This window comes from Lelliottia sp. RD5, from assembly GCF_056032945.1.
On record NZ_JBVYHQ010000002.1, the window covers coordinates 426,981 to 440,092 of the forward strand.

10 protein-coding genes are annotated in these 13,112 nt (G+C 49.3%); 5 read left to right on the forward strand and 5 right to left on the reverse strand.

Annotation, left to right across the window (positions count from 1 at the left end):
• Positions 1-130 precede the first annotated feature (130 nt).
• From AC0LWE_RS09825 to AC0LWE_RS09840, 4 genes are all read right to left on the reverse strand, one after another.
• Positions 131-1,837 (reverse strand): LeoA/HP0731 family dynamin-like GTPase, encoded by a 1,707-nt coding sequence (locus AC0LWE_RS09825; protein ID WP_219347410.1) that lies wholly within the window; start codon positions 1,835-1,837, stop codon positions 131-133.
• Complete coding sequence (locus tag AC0LWE_RS09830; RefSeq protein ID WP_131486246.1) at positions 1,837-4,038, reverse strand: AAA family ATPase; 2,202 nt, start codon at positions 4,036-4,038, stop codon at positions 1,837-1,839. Before AC0LWE_RS09830 ends, AC0LWE_RS09825 begins: the two co-directional genes overlap by 1 nt.
• 396 nt (positions 4,039-4,434) lie before the next feature.
• Positions 4,435-5,664, reverse strand: coding sequence for an amino acid permease (locus tag AC0LWE_RS09835; protein ID WP_219347411.1), 1,230 nt, complete (start codon positions 5,662-5,664; stop codon positions 4,435-4,437).
• Between the two features lie 119 nt (positions 5,665-5,783).
• Entirely contained in the window at positions 5,784-6,242 is a 459-nt protein-coding gene (locus AC0LWE_RS09840; RefSeq protein ID WP_015960293.1) for a multidrug/biocide efflux PACE transporter, read from the reverse strand.
• Between the two features lie 104 nt (positions 6,243-6,346).
• Here AC0LWE_RS09840 and AC0LWE_RS09845 point away from each other — a divergent pair, with 104 nt between their 5' ends.
• From AC0LWE_RS09845 to AC0LWE_RS09855, 3 genes are all read left to right on the forward strand, one after another.
• Positions 6,347-7,213 (forward strand): LysR family transcriptional regulator, encoded by an 867-nt coding sequence (locus AC0LWE_RS09845; protein ID WP_059177615.1) that lies wholly within the window; start codon positions 6,347-6,349, stop codon positions 7,211-7,213.
• A gap of 96 nt (positions 7,214-7,309) precedes the next feature.
• Entirely contained in the window at positions 7,310-8,488 is a 1,179-nt protein-coding gene (locus AC0LWE_RS09850) for an acetyl-CoA C-acetyltransferase (RefSeq protein ID WP_202667681.1), read from the forward strand.
• Positions 8,489-8,813: 325 nt separating this feature from the next.
• A complete protein-coding gene (locus tag AC0LWE_RS09855) occupies positions 8,814-9,500 on the forward strand; it encodes an oligogalacturonate-specific porin KdgM family protein (protein ID WP_202667680.1) in 687 nt (228 codons plus the stop codon).
• Positions 9,501-9,638: 138 nt separating this feature from the next.
• On the opposite strand, the gene AC0LWE_RS09860 is transcribed toward AC0LWE_RS09855, so the two are convergent.
• Positions 9,639-10,814 carry an oligogalacturonate lyase family protein gene (locus AC0LWE_RS09860; protein ID WP_219347412.1) on the reverse strand — a complete coding sequence of 392 codons (1,176 nt, stop codon included), beginning with the start codon at positions 10,812-10,814 and terminating at the stop codon, positions 9,639-9,641.
• A gap of 456 nt (positions 10,815-11,270) precedes the next feature.
• Here AC0LWE_RS09860 and kduI point away from each other — a divergent pair, with 456 nt between their 5' ends.
• Both kduI and kduD read left to right on the forward strand, forming a co-directional pair.
• The gene (kduI, locus tag AC0LWE_RS09865) at positions 11,271-12,107 is read left to right on the forward strand and encodes a 5-dehydro-4-deoxy-D-glucuronate isomerase (RefSeq protein WP_219347413.1); all 837 of its coding nucleotides are present in this window, start codon (positions 11,271-11,273) and stop codon (positions 12,105-12,107) included.
• A gap of 63 nt (positions 12,108-12,170) precedes the next feature.
• Entirely contained in the window at positions 12,171-12,932 is a 762-nt protein-coding gene (gene kduD / locus AC0LWE_RS09870) for a 2-dehydro-3-deoxy-D-gluconate 5-dehydrogenase KduD (RefSeq protein WP_219347414.1), read from the forward strand.
• Positions 12,933-13,112 lie beyond the last annotated feature (180 nt).

Here is a 13,112-nt window from a genome sequence, read left to right on the forward strand (position 1 = left end):
TTCAGGCACTCGCGCCTGACGATCGGCTTTCACAATATGTTCTGCACCGTTTTATGACCGCACAATATTCTCAGTGGCCAGGATGCCCGCAGCGGGAGCACCCTGGCCAGACGCCAAACCGTTTCAGGCATCAGGCATTTACGCGAGTGAATTCAGCGTCAATGGCTTCAACCTGATCGCGCCATTTAGCAAATTGCGCCTGGCGTTCCTTACTTTGGCGTAATGTCTTCTCTAACCCTTCGAGTTCGTCATTCATCATCACGTAGCCTGAGAAGAAACGCTCAACATAGTCAGGTGCATTGAGGATGCCAATTAACTCTTCACGCTGAGCGCGGAAGTTTGCCACCATATCCTGAATAGTTTTGGCAAACTGCTTTTCACGCTTCGCCTGTTCCAGCGAATCCCACGCCTCCAGAGCCAATCCTGCAAAGGAGAGAAGTCCATTCAGACCTTTTGCCAAATTGACCGCTCCCCAGGGTTTGAAGCTCAGTATCTTACCGAGATCCAGGCCAACCATTTTTGCTAGCGAAACCACACCATCACGAGCGGCAAGTACGGTCGTATTGTTGATGACTTTACTCTTCACCACATAATTCAGACCCTGCTTACCCATAGCGGATAGCGTTCCGTTGTAATGGCTAATTTCGGCATTATAGCCAATCTGCATTTTTTCAAGCGCCTGAGAGACGGACTGAATTCGTCGATCAAATTCGTTTTGCAGACGTGTTGAAAGAACAATGCCCTTATCACCGACTTCACGTTCGAAAAAGGCCAGGTACGTTTCCATGCTTAATCCCTCAGCCTGAAGGATCAAATCGCTGAAGTAATCGGTGACAAATGTTCGCAGAGCGGTACGAGTTGCCGCCATGTCCTTTTCCATACCGATCATTTCGTTACGCATCCGCTGATGAATGACAGCAAGTTCGGCAACCTCTTCGCTGATGCGTTCATCGTTCTCAATGGCAACGGGCAATTTGCGCGTAAGGATGTCACGAATAACGCTTTTCTTCGTCTCTTCACCCAAAGCCTGAAGGCCGCCACTAAGCGCAATTTTTTGACTGGTCGCGGTCTGTAGCATGCTGATATGCGAAAGCGTGCGGAACTTCTCAGGATTTTCAAGCCAATAGTCTGTACCCATATCGAATGGGTTGGCGGCGACAGCCACTATGCTTAACTCCTCACGTTCTTTTGGCGTAAGAGCGATTAAATCGTGCAGGCGTGATGCCACATTTTGACATTTTACGCTGGCGTTGGACTGGTAGTCCTCTTCATCTTCCACATCCGCGACTTCGTCAAAACGGCTGAGAACAAAGACAGTCCGATCGAGCAAATTCAGCGTACGGAACAGCCATTCCAGATCCTGTTTGTGGCTTTCTTTGATCGGGTTGGTGGAGTTCATGACATACAAGACAAGATGCGCTTCACTGACGTATTTCTTCGTCATGTCTTTGTATTTTTCCATGGACTGCGTCCCTTCATCGAACTGTTCTTTAAAGCCAAACAGCCCGGGGGTATCAATCAGCACAAAATCAGAACCAACATCATAAACTTTTACCTCGTTTGATGATTCCTGGTGGCTGATATTCATACTCGCCTTATCCAGTTTCTCCATCCAGGCTGCTGCAATAGAGGTTTTCCCTTCAGAAAAACCACCAATCAACGCAATATGCAGTTTTCCATTAGAAGCATTCTCTTTTGCCGTCTGCAATTTTTGCAGCAAATGCGGTTCTGTTTGAATACCAAACGCTTCGCCTTGCTGCAGAAATGCATTCAGATTATTAAGGATTTCAAGATTCTTCGCTTGCTGCGATTTGAATACATCGAGTGTCTTTTCCATTACTTATTTCCTGACATATCTAGGCTGAGTGACAGATGGCGTAAGTTAGCGGTAGCGTTAATCAGGATCTTATTAATCTGCGCCGCCTGACGGGTGGGTTCTTCCAGCATGGATTTAAGTTGCACCACTTTTTCTTCCAGTTCAGGAAACACGTTGTCAATACCCTCTTCTATTGCTGACTTCATACTCCGGGCAATCTTGTTCAGGTTTTCGTCAGCTGACTGCTTTTGCTGAGAAATTTTGTAAGAGGAACTGAAGAAACTGCGTACTGCTTTATAAAACGCGAAAACCATTCCTGCGATTGCAGGGCCCAGAATGAACCACCCGGCCGGGTTCCAGAAAAGCAATGCACCACCCGCTAAAGTCGCAAGCATGCTGGTTAACTTCAGGCCATTATCAATATCGATTTTCAACTCGAACGCGTTATCGAATTTTTGTTTCTGTAACTTCGAATACGTTTCCAGAACATCTTTGGCATACCCCTGGAAGCGTTTGACGATCTCTTCGGTTTCGCCTTTAAACTTATCCAGTTCACTCTTTAAGAGTTCCGGAAGCGTGTTGTTGAGTTCCGCATGTTGCTGCTTGATGGTACTTTCCAGCTCATCTTTGAAACGATCGTTGCCGATATCGTCTTCGATTTCTCGATAGATCTGCTTCCTCGCACGACTTCTGAAAGCATCTACGGCGGTTTCGCTCTGATCTTTCAAACGTGTTTTTAACGAAGCCAGAGAAATATCCAGCAGCTGATGGGCATTGATCGTGTCGCTTTGCAGTTGTTTTGCCAATTTGCCATAACTCTCTTTTTGCAAATACGACAGCTCGGAAGTGACATCTTCGACGGTGGTGCGCGCTTTATTAAAATTAGAGCGGGCGATCTTGGTTTTGCTGTCAGACACCAGTCGTTGGGTCAGTAATGATAAGAATCCCTTTAAACCTGTCTTTTCCAGAATCTCTTCGGGATTTAATTTCTCTAATAATTTAACGCGTTTTTTGGCATTTTCTGACCCAGGTACCAAATGATCCGCAACGCTCAGGAAAGCAGGCATCGCGCTAACGGACCAGGTATCCCGGTAATTATCACCCAGTTGTTCACTCATTTTTTTATTCAGATCGTCAAGGCTAAGTTGCTCGTCGGCGCTGACCAGAGTAGGGCGATTCAACTGAACGGGATTCGTAATGCGTTTATTAAATAACGTCCAAACTTCAGTCTGAGCATTAAGATGGGCCTTAATTTTTTCCAGTGTTCCAGGTGTTTTGTCATCCCCTTTTTGCGGGGCTGTAGGTTTACTGGTGACATAAAAAACGGCATGGGCTTTCTCGACCGCGTGCTGAATTTGAGACAGAACTTTGCTTTCTTTTCCTTCAATGCCTGGTACGTCCAGCAGTGCAAATTGTTGTGCACCAGACTCGAAAGGATACAGGGTCGTGTCCATTGTGAAGTCAGAAACACCTGTGCCGATGATTTCGCCATCGGCAAGCAGAGACAACTCATCCAGCTTATTCTTTTGCGCCGCCTGTAATTGTCTCAGGGACGAGGCGTTCGATTCGCATTCGGATTTTTGCTCTTCAATGGATTTCAGCGCGTGTGCTTTTTCATGTGCCAGTGCCTGTTTTAGCACTTCCTGGCTCTCTTTTTCTTTCTGTTCAGGCGTTTTTACCCATAGGTTGAGAAATTTGCGCCAAAGGGAGAGATGCTGCCGTTGTGCGGTAATTAGCGCATTAATAGATTCAATCTGATCCTGAAACGCATTTTCTCGCTCAAGGTATTCATGATTGATTGTCTCGATTGCGACCGCCAACTCTTTAGCGCGTTTTTCATTTTCGTTAAGCGCGTTCTGAAGTGTTTCGATGTCGCTTTCAGTGAGCTGATGTTGTTGCTGGAATTCTCTGAATGCCTGCTGCCGAGCGCGTTTACTCTGTTCATTAAGCAAAATGCGCAGGGTCTCAATGATGGTAGATTTGCCAGCGTTGGTTTCGCCATAAAAGGCAATGGTAAACGTATTCCACTCAGCATTTTTTTGCAGGCTTTCAATGTTATCGTTTAGTTTCTGGCGGAACGCATCAAGCTGCTGGCGTGCATTTTCATTCGCGTGTTGTAATGCAGAATCGGTTGTTGTCTGGGTGAGATTCTGCAGAATGCGATCAACTTCCAGTGATATTTTTTGGTAGACCCCGCCAGGAGTCACAGCTTCAACTGACATATTACTTCCTTTGATATGACATCCATGGCAATTCGATGTAATGGGCAGATATGTCCTTTATCCACTCTTAACTTCACTGATGTGTCGTAGTGTGAGAGATGAAACTGACAAATTTTGTCAGTTAAAATAATTAAATCCCCCAGACATAAACGGCAAAGTAAGGGCATTACTTTAATCCTAAATCACGATTTTAGGATTAATTTTATTTAATGATTTCAACTGAGTAGTCTGTGTTTGGATGTTTAAAAAACTACGAGGAATGATAGTTGTTGCTGGGAAGGTAATTCTATATTCTCAGGGAGGAAGTAGATGATAAATGTCGTTGCTCAGGTAGATTTAATAATATCCTTTTCAGATTGAACACGCACCGGGAAAACCGCTGCGTGCTCACTCTAATTAACCCACAAACATCACCGATACGCACAACACACCCACAATCAGCGTGATCAGGTTGCCGATGGAGCGATGCGGTTTGAGTGCGGGAATCAAGTACGTTGAGAGTGTTGGCATAATAAACAGAATGATGGCGATAAGCGGGCCGCTGATCGCATAAATCATTGAAATGGCGTTCGGGTTAATGCAGCACACCACGAAGGTAATGAGCGAGGCGGCCATTATCGACAGCGCGCGGTTAAAGGCGCGGCTTTTATTAATTCCCACCTGATTCAGCGATGATTTCACAATCTCCGTCGCTCCCTCAATCACTCCAAAATAGGTGCCGAGAAATGATTTCGACATCGCTACAATCGCCACGATAATGCCAGAAATACCCAGCCAGGCGGGCGATGACGGCATCATTGAAAGCGCTGAAAGAATGGTCACACCTTCTTCTTTTGCCGCCACAATATACGACGGCGGAATCGACAGCAGACAGCTGAAGACAAAGAACAGCACGCTCAGACAAATAATCAGGTACGCGACTTTCATGATTTTTTTGCATTTACCCATGGCCGCATCGCCATACTTTTCACGTCGGTCGACGGCGAAAGTAGAGATGATCGGAGTATGGCTAAAAGCGAAAACCATCACTGGAATAGAAATCCATACCTGGTGCAGCGTGTGCTGATTCACTGCCATCTGGCTGGTGAGCAATGACGGCTGCCAGCTGGAAGTGAGATACAGCGAAACAAACAGAAAGTAGGCAATCAGCGGAAAGACCAGAAAGCCCATCACCTTGATGGTGATATGGCGGCCCGTCAAAAAGATCAGGTTTAACACCATCACCACGCCCAGGCTCACCATGACCCGCACGGACATGTCCACCGTCAAGTGCCTGGCGAGCTGTTCGGTTATCGAGTTAGTGATCGCCACAGCATAGATCAGTACCACCACGAAAAAGGCGATAAAGTAGAGCGTGGTAATCAGGTTGCCAATTTTCTTCCCGTAATAGTGAGTGACCGCGCGGGTGATCCCTTCGCTGCCTTTGGCATTTGACGAGAGAATGAACTGTGCGAGCGCTTTATGCGGCCAGTAGGTTAACGGATACGCCACAAGGGCAGTAACGAGCAGGACGATAGCGCCTGCGGAACCGAGCTGAATAGGCAAGAACAGCGTTCCTGCGCCCACGGCAGTGCCGTAGAGGGCGAAACTCCAGAGAGTCTCTTCTTTTGACCAAATTTTCGACATTAGAGCAACGTATCAACTGTAAAACGAACAAAAAGGAGTGCAATTTACCATAGTTATGGTTTTAGGGCGTAGTTGACGTGATCGTTAAGGGCCGGAAAGGCTTCCGGCCCGTGCAGAAATTAGTTTGCCAGAGCGCGTCGTTGCTGGCGGCGTTTGATATTTTTCTCGCGCAGTTTATCGTACGCCCAGTTGTAAAACATGGTGTACGGCAGGAAGAACAGGAAGAAACCTATTTCTAACGTGAATGCCTGAAGCAGCGTCACGCCGAGCACCGCTGCGACAATGGACACCCCGATCACGATAAAGCCACACTCAAAGCCCAGCGCATGCAGCGCGCGCACTTTTGCTGTACGGGTCACGCGCTGAACGGGCCAAAAACGGTCAAACCCAAAGTTATAGATAATGTTCCAGAGCATCGCCGTGGTCGCCAGGATAATGGTTAATCCGCCCATTTCTACGACCGAGCGCTGCATCAGCCAGGCGGCCGTTGGCGCAAGAATGGCGGTGGCAATCCCTTCGAAGCAAACCGCGTGAAAGATTCGCTCCGGCAATTTGCGGTGATGTACATCATGTTGCATAACCTGAACCTCATTAATTCGCCGTTATGGGCGTTGATGCGCGCTATTTTCATCGCAAAAGATGATATAAAAAAGATAGTAACCATCGATAAAGTAGATAGATTATGCGTTATTCTCCCGAAGCCCTGACTGCGTTTGTCGAAACCGTGGCCACCGGATCGTTTTCCGCGGCGGCGCGCCGTCTGCGTAAAAGCCAGTCCACCGTCAGCACTGCGATTGCCCATTTTGAGGCGGATTTAGGTTTTGCACTTTTCGATCGATCAGCGCGTCAGCCCGTGTTGACCTCACAAGGAAAGCAGGTTCTGGGCTATGTGCAGTCGATTCTGGCCGCCAGTGCGCGCCTGGATGAACTTGCCGTGTCGCTGACCGCGCAGACCGAAGCACGGCTGGCGTTTGTGCTGTCGGATACGCTGCATCCGGATGTGCTGGAAGATCTGATGATCCAGTTCGACAAACGTTTTCCCCATACCGAGTTTGAATGTCTGATTGGTGAAGACGAGGATGTCGTCGATCTGGTGCAAAAAGAGCGGGCGCAAATCGGGCTGATTGAAGCCCGCGAAAGCTATCCCACGGATATCGGCGTGGTGCGTCTGCCGCTGCAAACGCACATGGCGATCTATGTCGCGCAAGCGCATCCGCTTGCCTCACAAAACGTGGTTGAACGGGACGAGCTGCAGGGCTGGCGCGAATTACGGCTCAATACCTATCTTGAGCGCGAACCGACGTTGACGGCGGGCCCCGTGTGGTCTGCACCAAACTATTTGTTGTTGCTGAGTATGGCAGTGCAAGGTTTCGGCTGGTGCGAGCTGCCCGTCGCGCTGGTGGAGGAGTTTTCCGCAGCGAAAACGCTCACCCAACTGAATGTTCCCGGCTGGCCACGCTCGATTGCTATTGACCTGTTATGGAACAAACGGACACCGCCGGGGGTGGCCGGAAGTTGGCTGCGTGAGTTTTTGCAGGAGAAACAGTGATCCTTTGTGATTAAACTCACTTATTTTAAACAATTACGTTAATAGTCGATAACAATGCCTCTACTATCAGCGCTGTTTATTTGCGCTGAGGTAGTGATGAAAGATGTCGTGATAGTGGGTGCGTTACGTACGGCTATCGGCTGTTTTCAGGGGGCGCTGGCTCGGCATTCTGCGGTGGATCTGGGAAGCGTGGTGCTTAAAGCCCTGGTAGAGCGCAGTGGAATTGCCGCACAGGAAATCGACGAAGTGATTTTGGGCCAGGTGCTGACGGCAGGTGCCGGGCAAAACCCTGCGCGTCAGGCAGCGCTCAAAGGCGGGCTACCCAATACGGTGTCGGCCATTACGATTAACGATGTCTGTGGATCGGGATTAAAAGCGCTGCATCTGGCGACGCAGGCGATCCAGTGCGGTGAGGCGGACGTTATCATCGCGGGCGGCCAGGAGAATATGAGCCGTGCCCCGCACGTCCTTACCGACAGCCGTACCGGTGCGCAGCTCGGCAATAGCCAGTTGCTGGACAGCCTGGTACACGATGGTTTATGGGACGCCTTTAACGATTATCACATGGGCGTGACGGCCGAAAACCTGGCCCGCGAATACGGCATCAGCCGCGCATTACAAGATGATTACGCGCTCAATTCGCAGCACAAAGCGCGCGCCGCAATCGACTCCGGTCGCTTCCGTGATGAAATTGTCCCGGTAAAAACCGTGCGTCAAAATGGCGAGCCGCTGATCGTAGATACCGACGAACAACCGCGCACGGATGCCAGCGCAGAAGGGCTGGCGAAACTGAATCCTGCGTTCGATACGCTGGGCTCGGTGACCGCGGGTAACGCCTCTTCTATTAACGACGGCGCGGCCGCTGTGATGATGATGAGTGAAAGCAAAGCGGAAGAGCTGAATCTGCCGGTGCTGGCACGTATCAAAGCCTTTGCCAGCGTCGGGGTCGATCCGGCTCTGATGGGCATCGCGCCGGTTTACGCCACGCGGCGTTGTCTGGAACGTGCGGGCTGGCAGCTTGGCGATGTTGATCTGATTGAGGTCAACGAAGCGTTTGCCGCTCAGGCGTTATCCGTGGGGAAAATGCTGGAGTGGGATCCTCGCCGTGTGAATGTCAACGGCGGGGCGATTGCCCTCGGCCACCCCATTGGTGCCTCCGGCTGCCGTATTTTGGTTTCACTGGTTCATGAAATGATCAAGCGCGATGCGCGGAAAGGCCTGGCGACGCTGTGTATTGGCGGCGGTCAGGGCGTAGCATTGGCGATCGAAAGATAAGTTCCACTCAATCTATTTTCTGAAAAAAGGCTTCCCTTGGGGAGCTTTTTTTGTGTGAGCGAAATCATATTTTTTTCCACTTCAGTTAATTCTAATTCGACAAATTTAGCGCGCCAGAAATAAATCCCCTCTCATTATAATTTTTATGTGATCTCAATCCTGAAATTTACCCTTAATCCCGTGTGTTTGTTGATGCCTGTCACGTCGATTCTTGCCAAAAAAAATGAAACAAATAATTACGATCTCGATCACTAAAATATTGTTACGTTAAAAATAAAATGCAGTTCCATAAAAACGAAATGACATTTTAATTGAGGGTTTTTTCATGTTAAAGAAATCTCTGGTCCTTGCGTCTCTTGTTGGTGCGTCATTTGCAGCTCAGGCTGTTACCGTTGATTTACGTCACGAATACATCGATAGCGGCTCAAACGCCGATCGCGTTGCTGTCTCGCATCGCTTTGCGAATGGTTTTGGATTCTCTGTTGAAGCTAAATGGAAATCAGGCGGCGATAAAGCTGACCGCCCATTCTCAGACATGGTAGGCAACGGTCATGAAGATCAAATTAGCTGGCGCTGGAAAGCAACAGATAATATTGCGCTGACGCCGGGCTTTACGCTTGAGAGTAATGACAGCCGCACCATTTATAAACCCTTCTTGCATGCGCAATACAGCTTTGACAATGGCTTCTATGTGGCCGCGCGTTATCGTTATGATTATACCCGCTACCCGTCAAGCGCTGAGAAAGATGACGATAAAGTCAACCGTGGTGATGCATGGTTAGGTTGGGTAATGGGTGATTTCCGTACCGAGCTGAATTATGTTTACGCGAAAAGTTCAGAAGGTACCATTCGTAGTAATAACAAAGATTACTCCGAAGAATATAACGCGAAGCTGGCGTACAAAATTGATAAAAACTGGTCTCCGTATGTTGAAGTGGGTAATGTAAACGGCAGTAAAACCACCGACGAGCGTCAAACTCGTTTCCGTTTAGGTGTGGCATATTCATTCTAATATCAGTATCTCCGGGTAAAAATAGCCGGCTCATTCGAGCCGGTTTTTTTATATCTGTATTATTTGGCAGAATTCCACGCATAAAAAAAAGCCCTCCACAGGGGAGGGCAAGGCCAGTTACAGAAACACTAACTCAAATCATGCTTGCAACATTTCAGGTTGCTCGGGGAGTTTCGCAATATAGAGGGCAGGTTTGCCGTCTTTATCGGAACTGAACAGCACCGCTTCATCATCCGGGGTAAAGGAGGGATGCGGATGGGTTACCTGGCGGCTGTTCGCCACGGTTGCCCATGAGGTGTCGTGACGAGCGATGCGGAAGTGCGCTTTTTTCGCCACATCAAATGCGTACAGGTAAGGGTCGTTATCGATCGTATACCCGCTGGTATCTTTCACATCGACAGGCGTGCCGGAGCCATCACCCACAAACAGTGAGCCGTCAAAGTTGCTCATTAAATGCGAACAAGCTGGCATCTGCATCACTGCTTCGTTCACGCCGGTATCCGGATTGAAGCTATAAATGGTACGGCCCTGCTGACCCTTAAGATAAGAGACGTAAACCAGCGCGGAGCCGTTTGGCACCCAGAACTCATGCGTGCAGCTTTCACCTTCGGCGTGTTCTTTCACTTTACGAACATTGCTGCCGTCTTCGTTTACCATCCACATGCGTGCATCGACCAGGTCGTGCGGGCCTTCATGGCAGAACGCGACGGTATTGTCGTCGAATGGGCGGTAAATAGGATGACCCAGCCAGTTCTTCTCTTCATGAATCGTTGCGCTTTCGCCCGTTTTCAAATCGACGCGCAGCAGGCGGCAGTGCGGCCCTTTATGGAAGAAGTCGTGGAAAATTTTCCAGTCGTTGAGCGGCGTCCAGTCACTTTTCGCGATCTCAATACCGACCAGTTTGGTGCAATCACTGTTGGCAACCCAGGTCCCGTAGCCGACCCAGTCATCCGCAACCCGGTAAACTTCGCGCTCGGCCAGCGTTTCCAGATTCACTTCCAGCAGCGTGCGATCGTTCTTCACGTAATAAAGAGACTTATCGTCCGGCGACAGGAAACCGCCAAAGGTGTTGTCGCCCGCGCCTTCTGTCAACTGCACGGCTTCTGCTTTGTTCAGGTCCAGCAGGTAATAATTCCAGTGGCCGTCGAACTCCCCCGCAAACAGCAAATGGCTGCCGTCATTAAAGAAGCACTTCTGATAGAAGTAGTTTCGGTGACACGTTACTTCCGGTGGGGTCAGGCGGGTGATTTCCACGCCTGTATCCGGATCGCGGCTGACCTCATAGTTCAGCTTGACCCGCATACCTTTAGCCATGATGCGCTCCTTTGTATCGACGGCTGGACACTGTTCCGGCAGTCAGATCTACATGTGAAATAAGTTAAAAACCAAGCATTAAATTATCAAAACGACGTTTCAATGTGTGTGACTGATAGCGCACTTTGTGAGATTCATTACACATAATGATGATTATCTTTGATTTTTAACGCTGAATGAAATTTATACGGTCAAAACTTCAAGGTTTTATAATTGATTGTTTACTATGATAAATCTGATTCCCGTGTTTTGACTCTTTAACCACGCCCGTGCCGTCAACTCTCAACAATCGTGATCCCAACTGCATTTCTGTCATTAAGATGCAGTAAAATTGAAACAACGTTTTAAATGTAATTGAAAACCCATTTCGCAGCGGATACTATGTGCCAATAAAGAAATCGGAACATTGTTTCGTTAATTTTCCAGGCCTTCGGGCACGATCATTTGGAGGTAAATGTGGACGTCAGACAAAGCATCCACAGCGCGCACGCCAAAACGCTGGATACTCAGCAGCTGCGCAATGAATTTTTGGTAGAGAAGGTGTTTGTTGCCGATGAGTACACCATGGTGTACAGCCACATTGATCGCATCATTGTTGGCGGCATTATGCCGGTGGCACAAACGGTGTCAGTCGGTGGCGAAGTGGGCAAACAGCTCGGCGTCAGCTATTTCCTGGAACGCCGCGAACTGGGTGTGATCAATATTGGTGGCCCAGGCACGATTACGGTTGACGGTCAGTGCTTTGAGATTGGCCATCGCGATGCGCTGTACGTCGGCAAAGGCGCGCAGGAAGTGGTGTTTGCCAGCGTAGAGAGCAGCAAGCCTGCGAAGTTCTACTACAACTGTGCACCTGCTCACATGACTTATCCGACCAAAAAAGTGACCCCTGCAGACGTTGCGCCGGTCACGCTGGGCGACAACCTCACCAGCAACCGCCGCACCATCAACAAATATTTTGTTCCGGATGTGCTGGAAACCTGCCAGCTCAGTATGGGTCTGACAGAGCTGGAACCGGGCAACCTCTGGAATACCATGCCGTGCCATACCCATGAGCGCCGTATGGAAGTGTACTTCTATTTCAACATGGACGAAGACGCCTGCGTTTTCCACATGATGGGACAACCCCAGGAAACTCGCCACCTTGTGATGCACAACGAGCAAGCTGTGATTTCACCAAGCTGGTCGATTCACTCCGGCGTTGGAACCAAAGCCTATACCTTCATCTGGGGTATGGTCGGTGAAAACCAGGTCTTCGATGACATGGACCACGTCGCTGTTAAAGATCTGCGCTAGTCGCGGGCAGTTAAGCATAACCCTGCCTGTCCGTGACAGGCGCTGAAAGATTAAGGAATAAAAATGATTCTGGATGCATTTTCTCTGCAAGGTAAAGTCGCGGTTGTGACGGGCTGTGACACGGGCCTCGGCCAGGGTATGGCGTTAGGTCTGGCTGAAGCGGGCTGCGATATCGTCGGTATCAATATTGTTGAGCCGACTGAAACTATTGAGCGCGTGACTGCGCTGGGCCGTCGCTTCCTGAGCCTGACTGCCGACCTGCGTAAAATCGACGCGATCCCTGAGCTGCTGGAGCGCGCGGTGGCAGAGTTTGGTCATATCGATGTGCTGGTTAACAACGCGGGTCTGATTCGTCGTGAAGACGCAATCAACTTCAGCGAGCGTGACTGGGACGACGTCATGAACCTGAACATTAAGAGCGTGTTCTTTATGTCCCAGGCGGCAGCGAAGCAATTTATTGCTCAGGGTAATGGCGGCAAGATCATCAACATCGCGTCTATGCTCTCGTTCCAGGGTGGCATCCGCGTGCCGTCTTACACCGCTTCCAAAAGCGCAGTCATGGGCGTGACCCGTCTGCTGGCGAACGAGTGGGCGCAGCACAATATCAACGTCAACGCGATTGCACCGGGTTACATGGCAACAAACAACACCCAGCAGCTGCGTGCCGACGAAGAGCGTAGTGCGGCCATTCTTGAGCGTATCCCTGCGGGCCGTTGGGGTCTGCCAAGCGATCTGATGGGACCGATTGTGTTCCTGGCGTCTCCGGCATCCGACTATATCAACGGCTATACCGTTGCTGTCGATGGTGGCTGGCTGGCGCGTTAATCTTCGCTTTCATCGAGAACCTCTGCCTGGCGCGGAGGTTTTTTTTGTCTCAATTTCGTCATTGTCCATATGGCGAAAATAAGAAAATCCATAACAATATCCCTTGCGATGATAGCGATCACATTTATATTTCTTATAAATTAGAGAGTTAATATTAAATGATGATTATTCATTAAAAGT